The 23,446-nt window shown below is 40.1% G+C and carries 15 protein-coding genes; 13 read left to right on the top strand and 2 right to left on the bottom strand.

Features of this window, described 5'->3' with window-relative positions; all coding sequences use genetic code 11:
- Positions 1 to 153 precede the first annotated feature (153 nt).
- The 13 genes from ACHWSC_RS17465 (at position 154) to ACHWSC_RS17405 (ending at position 21,754) form a co-directional block, all read left to right on the top strand.
- Positions 154 to 1,983 carry a right-handed parallel beta-helix repeat-containing protein gene (locus tag ACHWSC_RS17465; RefSeq protein WP_394677613.1) on the top strand — a complete coding sequence of 610 codons (1,830 nt, stop codon included), beginning with the start codon at positions 154 to 156 and terminating at the stop codon, positions 1,981 to 1,983.
- Between the two features lie 146 nt (positions 1,984 to 2,129).
- Positions 2,130 to 2,723 (top strand): RNA polymerase sigma-70 factor, encoded by a 594-nt coding sequence (locus ACHWSC_RS17460; protein ID WP_333888539.1) that lies wholly within the window; start codon positions 2,130 to 2,132, stop codon positions 2,721 to 2,723.
- A 45-nt stretch (positions 2,724 to 2,768) separates the two neighbouring features.
- Complete coding sequence (locus ACHWSC_RS17455) at positions 2,769 to 3,944, top strand: FecR family protein (RefSeq protein ID WP_394677612.1); 1,176 nt, start codon at positions 2,769 to 2,771, stop codon at positions 3,942 to 3,944.
- A 158-nt stretch (positions 3,945 to 4,102) separates the two neighbouring features.
- Positions 4,103 to 7,393 carry a TonB-dependent receptor gene (locus ACHWSC_RS17450; RefSeq protein WP_394677611.1) on the top strand — a complete coding sequence of 1,097 codons (3,291 nt, stop codon included), beginning with the start codon at positions 4,103 to 4,105 and terminating at the stop codon, positions 7,391 to 7,393.
- A gap of 11 nt (positions 7,394 to 7,404) precedes the next feature.
- Complete coding sequence (locus ACHWSC_RS17445; protein WP_394677610.1) at positions 7,405 to 8,883, top strand: RagB/SusD family nutrient uptake outer membrane protein; 1,479 nt, start codon at positions 7,405 to 7,407, stop codon at positions 8,881 to 8,883.
- A complete protein-coding gene (locus ACHWSC_RS17440) occupies positions 8,870 to 10,273 on the top strand; it encodes an alpha-L-fucosidase (protein ID WP_394677609.1) in 1,404 nt (467 codons plus the stop codon). Before ACHWSC_RS17445 ends, ACHWSC_RS17440 begins: the two co-directional genes overlap by 14 nt.
- Positions 10,260 to 11,846 carry a sulfatase gene (locus tag ACHWSC_RS17435; protein WP_394677608.1) on the top strand — a complete coding sequence of 529 codons (1,587 nt, stop codon included), beginning with the start codon at positions 10,260 to 10,262 and terminating at the stop codon, positions 11,844 to 11,846. The genes ACHWSC_RS17440 and ACHWSC_RS17435 overlap by 14 nt, the downstream gene beginning before the upstream one ends.
- Positions 11,847 to 12,432: 586 nt before the next feature.
- Positions 12,433 to 13,023 (top strand): RNA polymerase sigma factor, encoded by a 591-nt coding sequence (locus tag ACHWSC_RS17430; protein ID WP_075991593.1) that lies wholly within the window; start codon positions 12,433 to 12,435, stop codon positions 13,021 to 13,023.
- Between the two features lie 83 nt (positions 13,024 to 13,106).
- Positions 13,107 to 14,123 (top strand): FecR family protein, encoded by a 1,017-nt coding sequence (locus ACHWSC_RS17425; protein WP_075991592.1) that lies wholly within the window; start codon positions 13,107 to 13,109, stop codon positions 14,121 to 14,123.
- Between the two features lie 24 nt (positions 14,124 to 14,147).
- Positions 14,148 to 17,498 carry a SusC/RagA family TonB-linked outer membrane protein gene (locus tag ACHWSC_RS17420; RefSeq protein ID WP_394677607.1) on the top strand — a complete coding sequence of 1,117 codons (3,351 nt, stop codon included), beginning with the start codon at positions 14,148 to 14,150 and terminating at the stop codon, positions 17,496 to 17,498.
- Positions 17,499 to 17,509: 11 nt separating this feature from the next.
- Positions 17,510 to 18,895 carry a RagB/SusD family nutrient uptake outer membrane protein gene (locus ACHWSC_RS17415; protein ID WP_394677606.1) on the top strand — a complete coding sequence of 462 codons (1,386 nt, stop codon included), beginning with the start codon at positions 17,510 to 17,512 and terminating at the stop codon, positions 18,893 to 18,895.
- A gap of 27 nt (positions 18,896 to 18,922) precedes the next feature.
- Entirely contained in the window at positions 18,923 to 20,395 is a 1,473-nt protein-coding gene (locus tag ACHWSC_RS17410; protein ID WP_394677605.1) for a redoxin domain-containing protein, read from the top strand.
- A gap of 234 nt (positions 20,396 to 20,629) precedes the next feature.
- Complete coding sequence (locus ACHWSC_RS17405) at positions 20,630 to 21,754, top strand: MBL fold metallo-hydrolase (RefSeq protein WP_075994680.1); 1,125 nt, start codon at positions 20,630 to 20,632, stop codon at positions 21,752 to 21,754.
- A 2-nt stretch (positions 21,755 to 21,756) separates the two neighbouring features.
- Here ACHWSC_RS17405 and ACHWSC_RS17400 read toward each other — a convergent pair whose 3' ends face one another.
- Together ACHWSC_RS17400 and ACHWSC_RS17395 are read right to left on the bottom strand one after the other, a co-directional pair.
- Positions 21,757 to 22,566 carry an AraC family transcriptional regulator gene (locus tag ACHWSC_RS17400; RefSeq protein ID WP_070567440.1) on the bottom strand — a complete coding sequence of 270 codons (810 nt, stop codon included), beginning with the start codon at positions 22,564 to 22,566 and terminating at the stop codon, positions 21,757 to 21,759.
- A 271-nt stretch (positions 22,567 to 22,837) separates the two neighbouring features.
- Positions 22,838 to 23,422, bottom strand: a complete 585-nt coding sequence (locus ACHWSC_RS17395) for a Crp/Fnr family transcriptional regulator (protein WP_075991589.1) — start codon at positions 23,420 to 23,422, stop codon at positions 22,838 to 22,840.
- Positions 23,423 to 23,446: the final 24 nt, after the last annotated feature.

The raw sequence follows: 23,446 nt of genomic DNA, 5'->3' as shown, positions 1-23,446 counted from the left end.
CATTTATGAGTAAAACCATGTTTTCACATGCGTAAAAAAAACGCTACGCTTCACGACTTAATTTGGATGTTGGGCGATTATCCCTATATTCGACAAGCCAAATCCCATAGGGAAATTGTGCGATATAAACCAATTTATCAATAGCAGGACATCATGAACATCCTAAAACCTTATTTGCTTATCCTTCTCCTACCATTCATGTATTTTAACTGCCTTGCGCAGTCCGCAACGAAGATTATCGATCTTTCCACCTATGGTGTTGTTCCCAACATGGGCAACAATAGTACTGCATTGGTCAATAAAGCTATTCAATCCATCTTCAGCAAGACTGGCAAGAAAGAACCTATTATTTTAAAATTCAAAAAGGGACGTTATGACTTTCATCCAGAAGGGGCACTAATCCGCGAATATTACATCTCCAATCACGATCAGGACAACCCCAAGACCGTAGGTATGGCATTTGAAAATTGCGACAATATCACAATTGATGGACAAGGATCAGACTTTATCTATCATGGCCGCATGTTACCAATTGCATTGATTGAAAATAAAAACCTCACTTTGAAAAATATCCACATCGATTTTGAGCGTCCCCAGATCTGCCAGGTCAAGATTTTACAAAACGATACAATCAACGGTACAATTACTTATCAAACTGCACCTTGGGTAACCTATACGATCAAAGACAGTATATTTTACAATACCGGTGAAGGCTGGCAACTGAGACCGACATCGGGGATTGCCTTTGAAGAAAAGACCAAACGCATTGTCTATAATACAAGCGATATTCTCGTGGGCACAACCAAAGTGAAGGAGCTCTCTCCAGGTATCATTCAAGCGCAGCAATGGAAGAACAGCAAGCTTATACCGGGTACCGTCGTTGCCATGCGCGCTGGATTTCGTCCCAATCCGGGCATATTTGTCCATAAAGGAAAAAATATACGGCTTGAAAATATCGCCGTCCATTACGCCGAAGGCATGGGTTTGTTAGCTCAATTAACGGACAACATCACATTGGAAGGTTTCCGAATTGCACTTCGCAGCGATCAGGATCCGCGTTATTTTACGGCTCAGGCCGACGCAACACATTTTTCGGGTTGCAAGGGTGTTATTGTATCGAAGAATGGACTTTATGAAAATATGATGGATGATGCCATCAATATCCATGGCACCTACCTGAAGATCACCAAACGACTAGATGACAAAACATTGATCGGTCGTTATATGCACGATCAATCCTACGGATTTGACTGGGGCTACCAGGGGGATACAGTCCAATTTATCCGATCCAGTACAATGGAACTCTGGGACCAGAAAAATAAGATCCAATCCATTAGCGTTTTACGCGAGAAAGCCTCAGACCCAATCCGCGAATTCAAGATTACTTTAAGTAATGCTTTGGACCCAGCTATTGACCCAACAAAAATGGATATTGGCATCGAAAACCTCACGTGGACGCCACGTGTACTATTTAGTGGCAATACCATACGCCACAATAGAGCACGAGGTGCTTTATTCAGTACACCCAAAAAGACCCTGGTAGAAAACAACCTCTTTGATCATACTTCAGGTACAGCTATTCTCCTGTGTGGCGATGCCAATGGTTGGTATGAAACTGGCAGCTGCCACGATATTCGCATCCGGAACAATACTTTTATCAATGCCTTGACCAATATGTTCCAATTTACCAATGCGATTATATCGATCTATCCAGAAATTCCGGATTTAAAAAATCAGCAGAAATACTTCCATAGCCATATCGTCATCGAAGGCAACCGCTTTGAAACCTTCGATAAGCCTATTCTTTATGCTAAATCAGTCAATGGATTAGTATTTCGCAACAACCAAATCAAGACCAATAAGGAATATCCTGCTTTTCATTGGAATAAAAAGCCCTTATTTTTTGAACGTGTCGCAAATAGCAGTATTTCAAACAATACGGTAAATGGCAAACAAAGTGATTTACAAACCTTGGATCAATAGAGATTTTACTATCTTAGTATATTCTTCGCGAAGTTCGTAACAGCCGAATTTCGTAAAGAATAGCTTACGTTCAATAAAGCAAACATCTAACCAGGTGTAATAGTCGGGTTATCTAGGCACGCTATACACAACATTTAGAACAGCATTTGAAAGACAACATTGCCATATTGCACAAATTATCTCGGGGTAATCAAATTGCCCTAAGGGTACTTTATGATAAATATGCGCAAATGGTTTACCAATTTGCGCTTCATATTTTAAAGGATGAGCACATTGCAGAAGAAATTGTACAGGATACTTTTCTCCAGCTCTGGGACTCAAGAGAAAAAATAGATATAGACAGCAATATTCGAACATTTATCTATGTAATCAGTCGAAATAAATGCTTCAATAGGCTCAAACAGCTTAAAAGATACCATAGCCTCTTCGAACCCCTATGCTCCGAAGGATCTCATGATTGCATTTTTGAACAAGACCCTTTGGCGGAAAAAGAAGTGAACGAAGCACTGGAACAATTGGTTCAAAAGCTACCCAAAAAACAGCAACTCGTATTTCGTATGAGTCGATTCGAGGGACTATCACATCAGGAAATAGCGCAACAGTTATCCATTTCGACAAATACCGTAAAAAATCATTTGGTGTCTTCTTTAAAATTTATCAAAGAAGAACTCAAGGGTACTCCAGGAGATTCTTCGATCATCTATCCCCTATTATTTTTTACTTTTTTTTTCATCGACTAGTCCTTAGCCTAACTCAATATTGTTCTTATAATAAAGACCAATATCATGATGACCAATTCTGAGTTTGAAAACTTAGTCAAAGACTATCTAGAAAATAAGCTTAGTCCAGAACAGGAGCGACAATTAATAGTTCTACTGACCACTAATCCTAGTGCCGATCTTTTGGCTAAATTTGACAAATTTTACCTCAAATATTCCAAGGAAGTCTCGCTAGAAAAAAATAAAAAAGACAAGATTTGGTCCAATATCCACGCGCATTTAGTTCAAGATACCCCGTATCAGACCGGTGCCATAAAAAATAGCCGTTGGAAAACCTTCCTTCCTTATGCAGCCATTTTCATTGGTATAATTTCTCTTGCAGCACTTTTATTTACGCTTACCGACAAAAATAAGGATGAGACCCCTCAACACGACACTACAGTAAATCAAATCTTTCTGAAAAAACATAGCGGTCTTATTTATGCCAGCAACAATACTAACGGCAACAACATCCCATTGAAGCAATCCGATTTCAAAACCTATGGGATTGTCAAGGATTCAGCGGGCACTCTTGTTTTTCGACAAGACGACAAACATGTTTTAGCCAACAACACGAAATTGACTATTCAAACCCAAAAAGGGCAAACACAAGCACTTGTTCTACCTGACGGTTCAAAAGTATGGATCAATAGCAATTCACAGATTACGTTTCCGAGAAGCTTTAATGAAATGGAACGTCAGGTACAATTAGTCGGCGAAGGGTATTTTGAGGTCACTCATCTCGATCGACAGCCCTTCTCTGTACAAGGTTTACATTATACTACCAAGGTGCTGGGAACACATTTTAATATCCAAAGTTACCCAAATAGTATAGAAAGGATTTCATTACTGGAAGGGAAAGTAAAGGTTAGTAGTCCAAAGACTGTGATCCACCTTTCTCCTGGGCAGCAAGCATACGGAGAAACTGCAACACCTAAAAAAACCGAAATAGATACAACGGATATCCTGGCATGGCAGCAAGGTTATTTTAAATTCGAGAATGTGGATATTTATCAATTAACCGAACAAATTAGAGACTGGTATGATGTTAAATTTATTAAGATCAACTCACAAAGCGAGGATAGATTTTCAGGAACCTATCGACGCACCAATGATCTAAGTGATCTACTCAAAAATCTAGAGGAAGTTTCCAACCTGAGATTCAACATAAAAGAAGGAGGCATTTATGTAACCAATAAATAAACTTTAAATAAAAAAACGGAAGTGCTCCAACACTCCCGCAGTTAGATAACGACCAACAAAACGAAAATTATTAATCAATTTATCCAGTTCAAATGTATAAAACTTCTTATTCATTTCGATATCCTACGACCAGGATTATCGTAAAAACTATGATTTTTATGAAACTGATTATCCTGTTTCTAGTAATAGCCACGTTCCATGTCAGTGCAAATAGTTATGGACAAAACATTTCGCTACATGTGAAAGGGGAAAGCTTCAAATCTATTTTAACAAAGATTAGAAAACAGAGTGGCACAGACTTTCTTTACAATTCTCAACAAATTGATGAAGACAAAAAAATGAATCTCAGCATTACCAACAAGCCTTTAGCCGAAGCACTACGTATATTACTCGCCGATCAGCAATTGACCTATAGCGTGCGTAATAATGCAATTTTGATCCATCCCAATGCTTCTGCTTCAACCACAGCTGGAAAAGACAACACATTTCAACAGGATCTTCGGGGCAAATTAAAAGACAATACTGGAAAGCCTATTGCCGGAGCCACTATTCTGCTCGTCGGTACCGAACAATCTGTGGCAACAGACGAACATGGTGATTTTCAATTTGCCAAGACTCCGCCCAGTGGTGAGCTTCGCATTAATTTTATTGGATTTAAAGAGAAAACAATATCTTTCCAACGGTCCCAACAGCTCGTCATCACTTTAGAGCCTCAAATCAATGAAATGGAGGAAGTCGTTGTTGTGGGCTATGGTGTTCAAAAAAAATCAGACCTCACAGGTTCAATTTCTGCCGTTCAAGCTAAGGATTTCACACAAGGATCCAATATCAACGCCCTTCAGTTGATCAATGGTAAGGCACCAGGTGTAACCATCAGTCAAACCAATTCGGCACCTGGGGCAGGAACCAAAATACAGGTCAGGGGTGCAGGTTCCATTAACAGTAGTAATGATGCTCTGATTGTGGTAGATGGGCTACCTGGTATCGACCCTAGTAGTTTAAGTCCGGATGACATCGAATCAATAGACATCTTAAAAGATGCCTCAGCAGCTGCTATTTATGGTACTCGTGCGGCTAGCGGTGTAGTGCTTATTACAACAAAAAAAGGAAAATCTGGCACAGCTATAGCGAAATATGATAGTTATATCGGGTTTCAAAATGTATCAAAAAAATTGGATGTCCTTAACGGAAAGCAGTACATGCAAGTTCTGAATGCTATCCGAAAAGACGCAAACAAAGACGCCATTTTTACGGAAGACCAGATCAACAACATGGGAGAAGGAACCAATTGGCAGAATGAAATATTTAGAAAAAATGCGGTCGTACAGAATCATCAACTTAGCTTTTCCGGCGGTGGGGATAAGAGTAATTTCTATACCGCTCTAAATTATTTCAACCAAGATGGTCTAGTAAAAAACTCGGGCTACGCTAAAATTAATTTCAGAACAAATCTGGAATTTCGACCAAAGGATTATATAAAATTCAATATAAACGGAAATTATACCCGTGGTAACCAGCAAGCAATCTATACATCCAATGGAGTGAATGAAGCCGCGGGCCCGCTCAATAGCGCATTGCAATTTGACCCCACGCTACCGGCATACGTCAATGAACATGGTCGATACTACCTTAATAATTTTATCGCTTTAGACAATCCACTGGCCCTAATCAATGGTAAGGAGAATAGAAATATCTCCAATACATTTTATGGATTGATTACCGCAGAAATTAAACCTTTTACCGATTTTACAGCAACATTACGTGTTGGCGGAAGTACCGCCAACATGATGAACTCCAGTTATACGGACCGATCGACCATAAACGGTCTTGCCAATAGCGGATTGGGTTCAAAAAATGCGTCAAGTGGCCACCAATGGTTGGGCGAGTTTTTACTCAACTACAATAAAAAAATTGGAAAACATCAATTGGCTTTCTTATTGGGAACAACATTTGAAGAGTTTCAAAGTGAAGGCGTGGGAGCCAGTTCAATGAAATTTTTATCTGACGTCACTTCTTACAACCTTTTACAGAGTGGAGATGGTGATAAAGGCGACAATGTAAGTTCTAGTAAAAGCCGCAACAGACTCAATGGTGTATTAGGCCGTATCAATTATAATTTTAACGATCGTTATTTTATTACAGCCTCTTTGCGTTCAGATGGTACATCGCGCTTTTCGGAAGAAAACAAGTTTGCATTTTTTCCGTCCGGAGCTTTTGCCTGGAAATTAACGGATGAAGATTTTCTTTCCCATTTGAAAGAAAATGGTACCACGCTTAAACTGAGATTTGGATATGGACGATTAGGAAACCAAGGAATAGACAATTACCAAACAATCAACACCTTGGTCGCGTCGGGAAATGCTGTCTTTGGTGATAAGATTTATCAGGGTGTTGTCCCTGCGAGACTACCTAATAAAAATCTACGGTGGGAATCTACGGAAGAAATAAATCTAGGATTAGATTTTGAGCTTCTGCGTGGGCGAATTACGGGGTCTGTCGACGCTTACAAACGTAACACTAAGGATCAACTATTCAGTAAACCCATTTCTTCAGTGGTGGGCTTTAGCAACTACATGGTCAATTTTGGAAATGTTGAAAACCGTGGTATTGATTTTCAGTTAAACAGCAAAAATATTATTCGTGATCAATGGCAATGGAACAGTCTATTTAATTTGGCCTTACTAAAAAATGAAGTCAAAGAACTACCAGATTTTATTCCACAACTTATTACGGGATCTATTGCCAGTTTTATCTCCAACTACCAACTTGTAGAACGGGGTCAACCCATGTTATCTTTCTATGGGTATGAGACGGAGGGAATATTTCAGAACGATGCGGAGATAAAAAATTCAGCACAACCTGAAGCAAAGCCGGGGCATATTCGCTTTAAAGATCAGAACCGAGATGGGAAAATAGACTTAAAAGATCGAACCATTTTAGGAAAACCTTTTCCTTCCATCAATCTGAGCCTTTCCAATACGTTCAAGTATAAAAATGTTTCACTGGACTTCCTACTTCAATACGTGGGCGGAATTAGTATGTTAGACGCCAATATCACCGAAACCCTCTATCCTACCAACGAATACCGCAACAGGTTATCCGAATACTACCTGAATAGGTGGACACCAGAAAACCCAACTAATCAATATCCGAGCGGCGTAAACCCTACAGCCTATGGTGGCGACTATATTATCAATTCAATGACGGTAAGAGATGCATCGTTTTTAAGACTCAAAAATATCAATTTAAACTACGAAGTATTGAAGAATGGAAAATCAGTCAATCGCGTCAATATATTTCTGGCACTAGAGAATTTGGCAACTTGGACCAAATATAAAGGTTATGATCCTGACGCAAGTGCGACAGGAACCAATACCGTTTCCAAAGTGAGCTACAATAGCTACCCCTTAGCACGCACGATTCGATTGGGATTAAACCTTACACTCTAAATTCGACTAACATGACAACATTAAAACTTAAATATCTCATCATACTATTGCTTTCCCTATCGACGATAGGCTGCAATTCATTTTTGAAAGAAGAAGTATATACAGAATACGACCCCAACAAATTCTTGGCCGATGAGACTGGCATTGATGCACTGCTTACAGGAGCTTATGCGCAATCCCGTATTATTGCTTATGATCATCGTAACTATACCTATATGATGAATGAGTTCAACACAGATATTGCCTTTGAAACGGGTGGTGGCCTCGAAAAAGATGCCGCTCCATTTATCCAGTTTAATTGGTCTGTCAATAATAGTTTTTTAAATTCATTCTGGGAGAAAATGTATAAAGCCATTGCCAGTGCAAATTCGGTTATCATTCTATCCAATCAGCTCAACGGCTTAGACCCGGCCAAACTCAACAAAATACAAGCCGAAGCCAAGTTTATCCGTTCATCATCTTATTATTTCCTCTATAATTTATTCGGCCCTACCCCCCTGATTGACATCCCTGCCGGCGCTAGTCCGCAAGAGATCGAAGAAATTGGAAAAAATGCCAAAAGAGCCGACCGAGATGTCTTTGTCAACTATATCATCAGTGATCTTGAATTTGCCAAACAATATTTACCGCTTACAGAAAGTCCAATAGGCAGGGCAACAAAAGGTGCCGCTCTTGGGTATTTAATGAAGATTTATCTCAAAGAAAAAAATTGGAAAAAGCTGATCGATGTCACTCAGGAAATTATAGACCTTCATCAATATGAACTGTATAGTAATTATCCACGGCTTTTTGCCATTGAAGGTGAAAGCAATAAAGAATACATCTTTAGGGCACCTTGTATCGCGCAGGCAGGCTATCAAAATAACTACATGGCACATGCTTTCCCGCCAAACTACCCTATTCTCACCAACTGGGTCAATTTTGGTGCACAATTCCGTACCTATAGTGCATTTTACAAAACCTTTGAATCGAACGATAAAAGACGTGAACTTCTCATACGAAACTATACTGATATCTCTGGTAAAAATGTGGAGTTGCTCGAGGATAACAATGGTAAAGCCCTCAATGATGTACGAAGCTTCAAATACTGGCCAGATCCAAACGGTGTGGGCGAAAATATGGGTAACGATATTGTCTACATACGTTATGCCGATGTTCTTTTAAGTCGTGCTGAAGCACTTAATGAGCTAAATGGTCCTAATCAAGAGAGTATCGACCTCATCAATCAGGTTCGTCAACGTGCTAATACAACTTTGCTCAAATTAGCAGACTATAGTAACAAATTATTGTTGCGTGATTTTCTACTGGCGGAACGTGGGCGAGAGTTCTTTTCTGAAGGATTGCGTCGCGAAGACTTGATTCGACATGGAAAATTTATCCAGTCAGCCAAAGAGCGAGGTTATGCAGCCAAAGAATACCAGGTCGTTTATCCTATCCCGCTCCAACAAATTGATGCAAACCCAAATTTAACGCAAAATGAGGGTTACTAAACCATACCACGATTTATTGCTGTTTATTATCATGCTTGGGCTTTCCTGTCCAAGCATATATGCCCAAGTTGTCGCCCTCCCAAATAAACAGCAGCTTGCTTGGCAGAGAGCCGAATTTGGTATCATCTTTCACTATGATCTGCATGTCTTTGACCGGAAGGCATATCAACAGCAATACAATCGTATTGTTCCTGTTCCTGATATACACATTTTCCAGCCGCAACAACTGGATGTCGAACAATGGGTGCTGAGCGCAAAACTAGCCGGGGCTAAATTCGCACTCATTACCGCGACTCATGAAACTGGATTTGCCCTTTATCCCTCAAAAGTCAATCCCTATAACACGAGTGCTTTAGGGTGGAAAAACGGGAAAGAAGATCTTGTTGGTGATTTTATAAAAGCCTGTATCAAACACGGGATAAAACCAGGTATTTATGTAGGGATTCGTTGGAACGCTTACCTTGGTATTCACGATTTTAAAGCAATCGGTACTGGACAGCAGCAAATAGAACGGCAAAAATACTATAATAAAATGGTAGAGGGAATGGTACAGGAGCTATGCACATGGTACGGTCCACTGTTTGAGATTTGGTTTGATGGTGGAGCCAGCAGTCCTGAGAAAGGTGCTCCCAATGTGCTCCAAATTGTAAAAAAATATCAACCTAATTGCCTTTTCTATCATAACGACGAACTGGCAGAGGCAAGATGGGGCGGTTCCGAGTCTGGAACAGTACATTATCCATGCTGGTCTATGTTTCCTTTTCCTTATACCGGTGCAGGAGAGAGTTGTCCAAGGGCAATTTCCACAAACGATTTCTTACTCTTAAAAACCGGTGATCCGGATGGAACCTATTTTATGCCTGCAATGGCTGATGCCCCGCTCCGCGGAGCAAACGGTCGACACGAATGGTTTTGGGAGCCAAATGACGAAAATTCGGTATTTTCTCTTAACCACCTTGTGGATATGTATCAAAAGTCTGTCGGCAGAAATGCAACATTGATCTTAGGAGTTACACCCGACACCTTGGGGCTTGTACCACAAATAGATCGGCGGCGATTAGAAGAACTTGGAAGTGAGATCAAACGTCAATATGGTAGTCCTATAAAGGATCTAGACCCAAAACAAGAGCTTATTCGCTTTAAAAAGGCGAAAGCTGTTACCCAGTTAATGATTGAAGAAAGCCTTGATCAAGGACAACGTATACGTGCTTTCCACATTACTGCGAAAACAAAGCAGGGATGGCAAACACTATTTACGGGCTCGTCCGTTGGTAACAAATGTATCATTCAATTGAAAGGCCCCATTCGCTGTACACAAATTAAATTAACAATAGATAAGGCCATTGGCCAACCTATTATTCATACTTTTAATGCTTATGATACTTTCTAAGAAAAATAGCAAATTTATCCTATTAGCGACCCTATTTACAAATATGGGGTTATTGCTGCAGGCGCAGAGCCAAAGCAAGGCACAACTTGGTCCCACAACAGAACGCCCCAATATTGTCGTGTTTTTTGTGGACGACCTCGGTTGGCAGGACATGTCCGAACCATTTTACAAGGTCAAAACGCCGATCAACGAAAAGTTTCATACCCCCTATCTGGAAACATTGGCCAAAGAAGCCATTAAATTTACCAATGCGTATGCAACACCAGTGTGCACACCTTCCCGGGTGAGCTTTCTGACCGGTTTAAATGCTGCTCATCATCGTGTCACCAATTGGACCCATCCCAAAGCTGACACCCCGACCGATAGCAAAGATGAATTGTTGAATCCACCGGATTGGAATATCAACGGACTAAGCCCTGTGCCCAATATACCACATACGATATATGCTACTCCATTTCCAAGCATCCTTAAGGCCAATGGTTACTATACCATTCATGTGGGTAAAGCACATTGGGGATCTGCCGGAACACCTGGTGCCAGCCCTTTAAATTTGGGTTTTATGGTCAATATTGCAGGACACTCCGCTGGGCACCCACAAAACTACTATGGCGAGCAGAATTACGGAAACCTTCCTGGCAAAGCAGGGTATCAGGCAGTTCCCGATCTTATGGAATACCATGGCACATCCACATTTTTAACGGAAGCCTTAACCCGAGAGGCGCTGAAGGCACTGGAGGAGCCTATACGCCGTAAGGAGCCTTTTTTTCTTAATTTTTCCAACTATGCGGTGCATGTCCCGATCCAACCCGATCCACGTTTTGTACAAAAATACCTCGACCGCGGCTTAGATTCCACTGAAGCAGCTTATGCTTCACTGGTCGAAGGTTATGACAAAAGTATGGGTGATATCGTTCAATTTCTTAAAGAAAAAAACCTGTACGATAACACCGTCATTATTTTCCTTAGCGACAATGGCGGACTAAGCCTCAGCCCAATGCGCACCGGACCAAGCCATACACAGAACCTACCATTAAAAGCTGGGAAAGGGTCGGTTTACGAAGGTGGAATCCGGGTTCCTCTGTTGATCAAACAGGCCAAACAGCACCCAGCAAGCACAGATGCTACCCCTGTTATGGTCGAAGATCTCTTTCCAACGATTCTCAGTTTAGCCAAAATAGATCGCTATCAGCTCGTACAGGAAAAACCAGATGGAAAAAATCTTTTGCCCTTAATGGAAGGTAATAGGTCCGACAATTGGAACAGCCGTCCATTGGTATGGAATATCCCCAACAAGTGGACAGTGCCAGATGGCCCTGGAATCAACTTTTTCTCGGCAATAAGACAAGGAGATTATAAGTTACTTTACGACATGAAAAATGGGAAGCTTGAACTTTACAACCTGCGGCAAGATATCGGTGAACTCAACAACCTTGCCCCAAAAATGAAAGGAAAAACCAGCGAGCTCAGCAAATTACTTTCGGATCAGCTCCGGACTTGGAAGGCTCAGTTGCCGACCTACAAAGCTACGGGACAGCAGATCCCCTATCCTGATCAAATTAAGCAGATGGATTAAGGGACCTGCTTGGATGACTTATACAGCTAAGCCCTATACAACGAAGCCCCGAAAGTACATATCGGGGCTTCGCTGGTTTATCCTCTCCTTCGAAGATACGATTTAGCAAAATCTGTTGCTATCCTGACAACTATCCTTTTTTCTCTTTTTTTGCAAATTCAATCAGTTCACGCATTTCTAATTTAATGTAATCAACATTAGGGGTCTTTTATTAATTTAAAATATTATTAAACCTTGACAATAAAAACCGAATTTTTTATGGCTCTGCAAGTATAAAACAAGATAAATTTCAGTACTCATCCAAAAACAAATGTACTTTTGACTATTTATTCGAAAAATTAGAAGTGAATTCTATTTTAATTTTATTCAACCTAATTTTGAGTTAATTACGGCTCAAAAACCAATTTCTTATGAATATCAGCCCAAATGATGATGTCAAATGTTTAATGAATTTCAAAAGATTAAACACAAAAAATAAAAAATACTTACAGATCTTGACCTTATTTAATAAAATCTGTAATATTGAAAAAAAGTTACATTCCTCAACCCTACCAATCTAAGGAATTCAACTTCACACTATCATATCATGAAAAACGATAAAGATCCAGCTCATAATGATGCAAGCTTGTTAGCTAGGCTCCGAGAAGGCGATTTAGAGGCTTTCAATATTTTGTATGATAAATATTGGTCTTTACTTTTAGATGAATCTTACAAAAGACTCGAAGATTTAGCTTCCTGTGAAGAGATTGTTCAGGATGTATTTATTGAACTTTGGGAACACTGTCCCAGTAGAGAGATTCACAACCTGAAATCCTACCTCATTGCATGCATGAAATACAAAGTCTTTGAAACCTATAAGAAAAACAAACGCAGAAATATCCTTATCGAAGAAAATCATCACCTTTATCGAAGTTATGAAATTCTGGAAGGAGATCAGTATGCCGAAAAGGATTTAAAATCTTTAATTGAACAATGGGTAGCCCATCTCCCACAAAAAAGAAAAGAAATCTTTAAAATGAGATACTTAGATGGACTTACCACAAAAGAAATTAGTGATTTGACAGAAACTTCCCAAAATACAGTTCAAAATCACCTCGGAGTATCAATTCAAAAATTAAAAAAACTTGTTATCCAACATTTTTTGACGCTACTCATAATTTTATACAACTGTAAATAAGTAAGTTACAAATAAACACCAATTTAGACTAGTACATTTTTTCCTTTTAGGGGCACTATTTAAGTGAACATTGTACTAATCATATGCAATATCCTAACCAAGAGCTCGAAAAGCTAATTGACAAATACTTAAAAGGCGAAGCCAATTCGGAAGAAATGGACGTCGTGGAACGTTTTTTCGATTCATTTTCATCCCGACCGAATTTAATCAAAACACTACCCGATCATGTACAGAAAGCACTCAAAGCACGCATTCATGGCAGAATTATAAAGAAACTGACTCGGAGGAATCAGAAAACATTCAATTTCCCTAGAATTGCAGCAGCTGCAGCTATCCTCTGTATCGCTTTTACAGCTCTTTATCTTTACAAAATTGCGCAACCAAACAATCGAGAAATTACGCTAACAAACGGACAACAGCAGCGAATTGTTCTAGAAGATGGTACAAAAGTTACACTTAATGCTTCGAGCAAAATAATCTATCCTGCCTCATTCAAAGATTCCAGCACACGTGAAGTTACTTTGATTGGGGAAGCATTTTTCGATGTCGCCAAAAATCCATCCAAGCCCTTCCTTATTCATACACCAAGAATGGAAATTAGCGTACTGGGAACAGCTTTCAATGTGCGCGATTATGCCGAAGAAAATAATGCCCAAACAGCTTTGGTACGTGGCAAAGTATCCATTTGGAAAAAAGGAACTGACAATCAGAAATTTATATTAAAGCCCAAAGAAAAGTTTGTGATCAGAAAGGTATATGGAGTTGAAAAGGAATTCCCATCTACAACTACTAAAACCGCATCGGCTCCCATGGCAATAGCTATTCAGCCATTTTCCATCTCTGAAAAAGACGGATCCGCTTTAGAAACCGAATGGTTATTAAATCGGATTACCATTCAAGATGATAGATTACTGGATATCGCCTTAAAACTAGAACGCATGTATGGCGTGGAAATTAAAATTACAAACAAAGCAGTTGCTAACCAACGCTATTCAGCAACATTCGAAAACGAACAACTAGAAAATATCCTAAAAGCATTACAAACTGTCAATTACTTTCAAATTAAAAAAACGGGGAAAAATCAAATACAACTACTCTAAAAACAATCAACCTATATAACTCACATGAACAAAACAAAACCCAAATTTAGAAAAGAGTCGAGATTGGCTTTACTGCTCATTTGTCTTAGCGCCATGCATATACAGAGCTTCGCCTATTCTCAAACTGAAAAAATTGATGTCTCCGTTCAGGGAGGAAAACTCGAAGATGTATTTCAAACAATCAATGACAAGAGCAAATACAAAATGTTCTTTAGCAAATCGACTCTCCCAAACTCGACAATCAATATTGTTGGAAAGAAAATCAGTGTAAAAGATCTTCTTTCCCAGTCTCTGGCCGGGAGCAACCTAACATGGGAAGTATTGGACAATGATATTATCGCTATAAAAGAAAAAAAACAGGATCAGCAACACATTGCGGGCCAAGTAGTCAATGAAAATGGAACGCCTTTGGCAGGAGTATCTGTTATCATAAAGGACTGGCAAAAAGCAGAATACCGCAATATGCAAACGAGTACCGCAACGGATGTCAATGGACAATGGGGACTGCGTATTCCAAATGACGATGTCATTATTACTTTTTCTTTTATTGGTTATCAGAAGGTTGATATCACTGCGAAGCAGCTTATTGCCAATTCTACTCCTATTAAACTGAAACCGGAAGAAGGAAGCTTAGAAGAAGTGGTTGTTATTGGCTACGGTACTACAACACGTAGATTGAATACGGGATCAGTTGCTTCGATAACAGCGAAGGACATTACCTCTCAACCTGTAAGTAATCCCCTTGCCGCACTATCGGGAAGAATGTCCGGTGTATTGATCGCCCAAAACAATGGTGTGCCCGGAAGTGCTGTTCAGATTCAGATTAGGAATCAGGCGTCATTAAGTGGAACAACCTCAGGTTCAATACCGCTATACGTGGTTGATGGAGTTCCATTTACCAATTTTAACGGCGGACAACCTGCAACGGATAACCTCAATTCATTTGGTATCTCAGCTTCTTCAGGCGGCTTAAGTCCCTTCAGCATGATTAATCCAGCTGATATTGAACGTATCGATGTCTTGAAAGATGCAGACGCTACAGCGATCTATGGTAGCCGGGGCGCAAATGGTGTCGTATTGATCACCACAAAAAAAGGATCTGCAGGTCGTACTCGCATTGGTGTAAACTTTAACACCGGATTTACGGAGGTCAACCACTTTATCCCTATGTTGAATCTAGAACAATATCTCACGCTAAGAAAAGAGGCTTTTGCTAATGCTGGAGTTACACCTACAGCCGATAACGCTCCAGATCTTATGTTATGGGATCAGAACAAATCGACAGATTGGCAGAAAATGCTGATTGGAAACAAAGGACATATTACCGACGTTCAAGCGAATATGTCTGGTGGAAACGAATCTACCCGTTTTTTCTTTAATTCGGGATATAGACGCGAGAGTACTGTTTTTTATGGAGACAGCAAAAACAGTCGCTTTACCTCACGGTTAAACTTAGATCACACCTCTTCTGACAAAAAATTCAATGCCGCTTTATCAGTTAGCTATGCCAACGACAATTCGGATATGCCTTCCTCTGATGTCACATCTCTCTACAATTTGCCCCCCAATTATCCAATCTATGGTGACAATGGAAAATACTATTGGTTACCGTCATCAGCTTTTATTGACAACCCAATCGCCTTGCTCGAACGGAAATACTTTGGTAATACCAATAATCTGATCTCAAATGCCAATCTGAGTTACAAAATTATACCTGGGCTGACAGCAAAAGCAAATTTTGGCTATACCATCACACAGTTGAACCAAAATAATCAACGGCCAATTACTTCCTTAAACAATACCGTTTCCAACCCGCTTGGTTCTTCTAGTTTCTCTAATACAAAGGCCGAAAATTGGATTATTGAACCGACATTGGATTATGTAAAAAGTATCGGCGAAGGTAAATTTACGGCATTAATTGGAACAAGTTTTCAGCAAAATTCATCCCGTTCACAGACAACCAATGGTTCTAATTATTCAAACGATGCACTTTTAGGTTCGCTCAGTGCCGCAGGATTATTCACTGCCAGCAATAACCTCGTATATTACAAATACAATGCACTATTCGGAAAAGTAAATTACGACTGGAAAGAGAAATATTTGTTTAATGGAACTTTTAGAAGAGATGGCTCATCTCGTTTTGGACCTAAAAACCGATTCGGAAATTTTGGAGCAATAGGGCTAGGATGGGTCTTTGGAAAAGAGGATTTTATACAAGATAATCTAACGTTTTTAAGTTTTGGTAAATTGAGAGCGAGCTATGGAACTACAGGTAATGATCAAATTTCAAATTACCTTTATCTTCCACTCTACTCTTCAACAACCGCGTATCTAAATAATCCTTCCATGAATATTGGAACACTTCCAAATGAATATATCAAGTGGGAAACAACCAAAAAACTGGAGTTTGCTTTAGATCTAGGTTTCTTGAAAGATCGAATTTTGTTTACTGGAAACTTTTTCAGAAATCGTTCTTCTGATCAGATAACTGATTTAGTTTTAAGTACTCAAACGGGCTACAACAGTTACAAAGAAAACCTACCGGCATTGATCCAAAATACAGGCTTGGAATTGGAGTTGAACACCACCAATATTACAAATGAAAATTTTACATGGAAAACATCTGCTAATTTCACGTTTTATAAAAACAAACTTGTCGAATTTCCTGGAATTGAAAACACATTTTATTCAAGTAGCTTTCTAGTTGGCGAGCCGCTCAATATGGTCCGTTTGTATCACTATCAAGGTGTAGACCCCGCAACAGGAAGAGCGTTATACGAAGATCGCAATAGCGATGGGGCTATAACGGGCGATGACCGATACGTTGCTAACTTAGGTACACCTTTCTATGGCGGATTTAACAATACCTTTTCCTACAAAGGCTTCGAGCTTGGCGTATTTTTTCAATTTAACCACCGCTTTGGAGTAACTAAAATCCTCAATACAAGACCTGGTGCTATGCTCAACCAAAATGATTACTGGTTGGACAGATGGACACCAAATAACAGCAATACCAATATCCCGGGAGCAATTATCCCGACAGTACCGGCATCTTCAGCTGATGGAGTTGCATTAAGCAACTCTTATAATCAATATACCAGCTCTGATGCTGTCTATGGGGATGCTTCCTATATTAAATTGAGGTCTGTCAATTTATCTTACAACCTGCCCAAAAGCTGGACTTCGAAATTAAAAATGTCTAATTGTAATGTATTTATGCAAGGGCAAAATCTCTTTACATGGGCCAAGAACAAATATGTCCTGGATACCGAAACGACCGTTCAAGGCGGTCCATCTGGTTTAGGAACGGGAACGATTGCCCAGGTATTGCCTCCATTGCGGACGATTGTATTTGGATTTAACTGTCAATTTTAACACGAGAGATCATGAAATTAAACATCAATAAAAATATACTATTATTAGCAATTACCAGTGGAACTCTTTTGACCAGCTCCTGCGAAAAATTTGTGGAATTGGGCGCTCCACCGACACAAGTTGTAGCTGGCGAAGCATTCTCCACAGATGCTTCTGCAAATAGTGTCATACGCGGATTGTATACCACAACATTAAGCATCAATCTCGCCGGGACTTCAACCTTTTATACAGGAATCGCTGCAGACGACCTTCAATACAATGCGGCTGATGCAAATACCTCGGAATTCGCCAGCAATAACCTGCTGAACACAAATGGGAATGTCGCTAATTTCTGGTCAAATTGCTACCAACTTATCAAGAATGCAAACAATGCGATATCGGGTCTCGAAGCATCCACCAGCCTTACCCCAAGTGTAAAAGATCAGCTCCTGGGCGAAGCGAAATTTTTTAGGGCTTATACCTATTTCTATCTCGTCAACCTCTATGGTGATGTGCCATTGCAATTACGTGATGACCTCCACGCTTTTGAAGATGCAATTCTTCCGCGAACTTCTGCACAGCAAGTATATGATCAGATTATTGCTGATCTAAAAGATGCGGAAAGTAAGATGGCGACGGCCTATGATGCAACGGCAAGCCCTAGAGGAAGAGCTAACAAAACTGCTGCAAGCGCATTATTAGCAAGAGTTTATCTCTACCAAAAGGATTATCAAAATGCAGAATCTTATGCGACCAAAGTATTACAGTCATCTGATTATGGCATGCCGACACCAGATAAAAATTTTGTAAACTCAAGTAATGAGGTTATTCTTCAACTTGGCAATCAAACGGGAGTAACGACATTTGGCTCCAATTATATTACCGCGGCTACAGCTACACCCGGCTACACTCTACCGGACGCTGTGTATAATAGCTTTGAGACATCTCCGACGGTTGACTTAAGAAAAACAAATTGGACAAGTTCAAAAACGGTCTCCAACAAAATCTATTATGCCATAACCAAATATAAAATATCCTCGGGAACAGGTTCCGAATACCATATTATGCTTCGCTTAGCCGAGCAGTATCTTATTCGCGCGGAAGCGAGGGCTAAACTGGGAAAACTTGCTGAAGCCCGGACAGATGTGGATGCTGTCCGTTCTCGCGCTGGACTTGCAGGACTTAATTCAAGCTTAAACCAAACACAATTACTATCTGCAATTGAAACGGAACGCCTACACGAATTTTTCGGTGAGTTCGGCCATCGTTGGCTCGACCTCAAGCGGACAGATCGTGCTACCGCTGTATTGTCTCCAATCAAATCAAACTGGCAGGCTACGGATGTCTTGTATCCTATTCCACAAGCCCAGATTTTGATCAACAATAAACTGACACAGAATCCAGGATACGAAGATTAATGAATTAAAAAATCATACAGACAAAAAATGAAAACAAAAATCTTAACGGCTGCATTGGTGTTTTCGCTAACAGCATCTTTTGCACAACAACCAGCAAAAAACAAATACCAACAGTATCTCCCCATTATAGAAAAAGGTACGTTGGTACAAAAGGATTCGCTTGCTAATGTATTAATGAGCGAATTAAAGACTTATAAATCGGAAGAAGACTACCGTACTACAATCAACATTTTGCGTTCTTTAGGGAAAGAAGATCTGCAGGCATCTGCAGAAGTACTGGCTAAGAAAAAATATCCAAAAGGATCACTAACCCGTGATGCCTTTATCACAGATATTTTTTACAATGCAAGTACGCCAGTACAAAAAGAAAAAGCGTATAACGACCTTATCAAAAAATGGCCAGTTAAAAACTTCAAGGAAGAACCACTGACTTATGATTATGTATTGGCTAATTTAGCACAAAGTTTCGCGAACGATGGGAATGCACAAAAAGCAGTATATTATCTAGGAGAAATGAAAGAACGATTCTGGCGCGGAAATGGATATATCCCTGTTGGTCAAATCCTCCTGAGGACAGGTGATACGACTACTGCAGCACCACTCTTAAAAACAGCTATGGATGATAGTTATTACTATTTAACCCTTCCAGAGGATCAAAAAGACAATAAGGCTCGGTTTGCAGCCATGGGATATGCAAGCTCCATGTCAGCTTATGTCAATATACTCGTTTCACAGAAAAAATTTACTGAAGCGCTAGGTTATATAGAAAATGCATTAAATGCAGCACCAGAGCAAGCGGATGGTCTAGCGATGGTATACTACAAATCTTTAATGGGCACAGGAAGAAAGCTTGAGGCATATAATATTCTCACCAAGCTATATGCTAAAGGACAATTTGCGGTCGAAAATGATCTTAAGAAATTATATACTGAATTGAACGGATCTGTTCAAGGTTACGAGAATTTTAATGCATCCTTAAAAATAGAGTTAACGCAAAACATTCGCAACCATATCAAAGAAATGGCAACTTTTAAACCTGCACCTAATTTTGAATTACTCAATCTTAAAGGTGAAAAAGTATCCCTAGCCAGTTTAAAGGGAAAAGTTGTGGTATTGGATTTTTGGGCAACTTGGTGTCAGCCATGTATCCGTTCATTTCCAGGAATGAAGGCAGCACAGGACTCTTATGCAGATGATAAGGATGTACAATTCTTATTCATGAATACCTGGGAGCGTGATAAGAACTATAAGGAAAATGTGATATCCTTTATCACCAAGAATAATTATCCTTTTGAAGTGCTCTATGACGATCAAAAAGATCCACAAACCGGAGAAGTTATGGCCGCGAAATTTGGAGTCAAAGGAATTCCAGCAAAATTTATTATTGATAAGGAAGGAAATATACGTTATTTTCTTACGGGATCTACCCCAAATGTAGATTACATTAAATTAGAAATGAAAGAGCTCATCGAAGCCGCTAAAAAACCTTACAAAGGGTAAAAAAAAGGGGGCGTCCAAAAAGATCGGACAGCCCCCTTTTTTTTAAATATCCAGCCAACTATAATCCAACCAACTCCCGAGCGTAAAAGAAGAATTTTTATGGGCTTTAAGACTTTCTTTATATTGTGGATCGGATGAATCCGCCGAAATGAGCCATACAGCACATAAATTTGAGCTATCAGCAAAAATAGATCTGTCTCAGCAGTCTTATCTTTGTTGCTATACAATATGCAGATGGCAACAAGAAACAACAGGAAGAAGTGGCTTCTATTTTTGAAAAGAACAATCTTAGGACTGGCAGTTCTCATCGCTCTTATCGGACTATATATGATGCATCCACAATTCGGCAAAAGACCCTCGGGTGAAAGACTTCAACGCATACAGCTATCGAAACAGTTTAAAGACGGAAAATTCCAGAATAGCAGCCCTACACCACAGCTCACGCAGCCCTGGACCGTAGCCCTATACGATTATTTTTTTAAGCGCTCGAACGAAACAAGTCCCAAATACACTATACCAACAGTGGATATCGACTGGGAAAAGTTGTTAAGTCAGCCTCATGGGCTTGTTTGGTTTGGTCACTCCTCTTATTTCCTTCGTCTCGATGGTAAGAACATACTCGTCGATCCTGTCCTTAGTGGCAGTGCTTCCCCTATTCCAGGAAGTGTAAAAGCGTTTAAAGGAGCCGATGTCTCTACCGTATCTGCTCTACCGCCGATCGACTATCTATTTATATCACATGACCATTATGATCACATGGATTATAAGACGTTAAAGGCACTACAACCCCGGGTTGGAAAAGTCATTGTTGGTCTTGGTGTTGGCTCCCATCTTGAATATTGGGGATATCGTCCTGAACAGATCATCGAAAAAGATTGGTGGGACGAAATCAACTTGGATGATGGTTTCAGTGTAACAGTTGCGCCCGCCAGACATTTTTCAGGCCGCAGCATATTTACTGCCAACACATTATGGGCATCCTATGCGCTCCAAACACCTTCCATGCGGCTCTATTTAGGCGGGGACAGCGGCTACGATAACCACTTCAAAGAGATAGGTAATCAATTGGGCCCTTTTGACCTGGCTATATTGGAGAATGGCCAATATGACCTCAGTTGGAAACACATACACATGATGCCGGAGGAGGTTGTCCAAGCGGCACATGATCTCAAAGCTTCCTTACTATTTCCGGTTCATTCGTCCAAGTTTGTATTGGCCAATCATGCCTGGAATGAACCTCTAGAACGTATTTCCAAGGAAGCAATACGACAACAACAGCCTATGCTTACCCCCATGATCGGCCAGGTCATCGACCTCGATCAGCCCCCTTTAACACCTAGCTACTGGTGGCGGAAATAATGTTAAGCAACGGAATTGATAGTCGCTGGTGTTATGCCAAACTTCTCCTTGAAAGAAGCATAAAAATGAGAAAGGTTTTCAAAACCCAGATCAAGATAAAAATCTGCAGGTTTTTGTCGCTTATTTTCAATTAAATAATAAGCCTCAGAAAGACGTCTTTCTTGCAGCCATTTTCGGGGAGAGGTCTGGAATATTTTCTCAAAATCACGTTTAAAGCTTGCTAAACTCCGCCCAGTTAGTTTGGCAAAGTTTTCTAAAGGCACATTGTACCGATAGTTTTTAACCATAAACTGCTCGAGATCAATTTTATGCGGCTCCGAAAAGTCAAAAAGCAGGTCTTTTAACTGTGGATAGCTTTCCAACAACAAGGTGATCAATTCATAGATCTTGATATTTTCCATCTGCGGGCTCACTCGGTCGATGGCTTCCGCATAGGGGGTCAATGACTCAAAATAACTTTTTATAAACAGGTTACTTTCCAGTACAACATTGGACTCACCCTGATACTTTTTGTCCGAACTGAGGTGATGGTCCATCGCGTATTGCTTCAGCCGATCAGCCCCCAGCAATACTGAAACAGATTTGTAAATATTATTTTTCGCGGGATATTTAAAAGCTTTGGCCAGTTGGTTTCTACGGGCAACCACAATCTGCCCTTCTGTCGCCACCAATTTTCCTTTCTGATGGTCCAGATGTGTTTCACCAGATAGCTGAAAAAAAACGACATGTTCGGGAATGAACTGTTCGTGCCCAAATGCTTTCTCGACATAACAGGAATACAAAAAGGCATTCCCAAAATCTTTCTCTTCCATGCTCAATACGATTTATTTTAAACGGCTCTGCGATTATGGGTACCGATAGCTAAAATCAGTCCCAGCCTAAAGGTAGCAAATATCTCATACCTTTTGCAAAGTCTAGTTGTCCGAAAGCTCAAAATATAGTTGGTACACAGCTCAAATCAAGCTACCGAAAAACTCAACGCATAAATACATTCACTTTTTGGAAAGCATCCTTCTTTTTTCTAAATCGAATGGCCCATGTCATCACCTACGTGTTTCAACATGGAGCCATTCGAACTGCTTGTTATTTCTTTGCAGCAAGCCGCTTACGTATAATACTGACAAATTCGGGTGAAACCCCCAAGTAGGATGCAATATAGTATTGCGGTACCCTTTGGGAAATAGTCGGGTATAGTTCAATAAATTCGAGATAGCGATCGGCGGCTGGTTTGGCCATTGTATGGATCAGCCTATTTTGCAGAACAGCGAGCCGACGTTGCACCAACATACGAAAAACCCGCTCAAACTTTGGAACAGTCTCTAATAATCTCTCTTTCGTCTCTGGTGTTAACATCAAAAACTCACTGTCTTCTAATGTTTCCATGTATAAACTGGATGGTGTATGGTAATGAAATGAAGCAATATCACTAATCCACCAATCTTCGACAGCAAAAGCCAGCGTTACTTCAAAACCATTTTCATCCAGATAATAAATCCGGACACACCCTTTTTGAAGATATCCTTCAAACTGACAAATTTCCCCTTCCTCCAATAGCATCGTTTTCTTGGGCACCTTCTTTGCTGTCAGTAAACCAGTGAACTGTTCGGTTTCTTCCGCTGTCAAAGCAATGCACTTGGACACATTTTTAAGAATATTTTCGTATAGCATAGTATTTCTTTAATTAGATCCGGT

The sequence above is a fragment of the uncultured Sphingobacterium sp. genome (genome assembly GCF_964277905.1).
GTDB classification, from domain to species: Bacteria; Bacteroidota; Bacteroidia; order Sphingobacteriales; family Sphingobacteriaceae; genus Sphingobacterium; species Sphingobacterium siyangense.
Note: the sequence above shows the minus strand (reverse complement) of the source record. Positions and strands in the feature narration are given on the sequence as shown.

Coding starts and splice junctions, on each gene's coding strand:
- ACHWSC_RS17465 (WP_394677613.1), top strand. CDS start 154: ATGAACATCCTAAAACCTTATTTGCTTATCCTTCTCCTACCATTCATG.
- ACHWSC_RS17455 (WP_394677612.1), top strand. CDS start 2,769: ATGATGACCAATTCTGAGTTTGAAAACTTAGTCAAAGACTATCTAGAA.
- ACHWSC_RS17450 (WP_394677611.1), top strand. CDS start 4,103: ATGAAACTGATTATCCTGTTTCTAGTAATAGCCACGTTCCATGTCAGT.
- ACHWSC_RS17445 (WP_394677610.1), top strand. CDS start 7,405: ATGACAACATTAAAACTTAAATATCTCATCATACTATTGCTTTCCCTA.
- ACHWSC_RS17440 (WP_394677609.1), top strand. CDS start 8,870: ATGAGGGTTACTAAACCATACCACGATTTATTGCTGTTTATTATCATG.
- ACHWSC_RS17435 (WP_394677608.1), top strand. CDS start 10,260: ATGATACTTTCTAAGAAAAATAGCAAATTTATCCTATTAGCGACCCTA.
- ACHWSC_RS17430 (WP_075991593.1), top strand. CDS start 12,433: ATGAAAAACGATAAAGATCCAGCTCATAATGATGCAAGCTTGTTAGCT.
- ACHWSC_RS17425 (WP_075991592.1), top strand. CDS start 13,107: ATGCAATATCCTAACCAAGAGCTCGAAAAGCTAATTGACAAATACTTA.
- ACHWSC_RS17420 (WP_394677607.1), top strand. CDS start 14,148: ATGAACAAAACAAAACCCAAATTTAGAAAAGAGTCGAGATTGGCTTTA.
- ACHWSC_RS17415 (WP_394677606.1), top strand. CDS start 17,510: ATGAAATTAAACATCAATAAAAATATACTATTATTAGCAATTACCAGT.
- ACHWSC_RS17410 (WP_394677605.1), top strand. CDS start 18,923: ATGAAAACAAAAATCTTAACGGCTGCATTGGTGTTTTCGCTAACAGCA.
- ACHWSC_RS17405 (WP_075994680.1), top strand. CDS start 20,630: ATGGCAACAAGAAACAACAGGAAGAAGTGGCTTCTATTTTTGAAAAGA.
- ACHWSC_RS17400 (WP_070567440.1), bottom strand. CDS start 22,566: ATGGAAGAGAAAGATTTTGGGAATGCCTTTTTGTATTCCTGTTATGTC.
- ACHWSC_RS17395 (WP_075991589.1), bottom strand. CDS start 23,422: ATGCTATACGAAAATATTCTTAAAAATGTGTCCAAGTGCATTGCTTTG.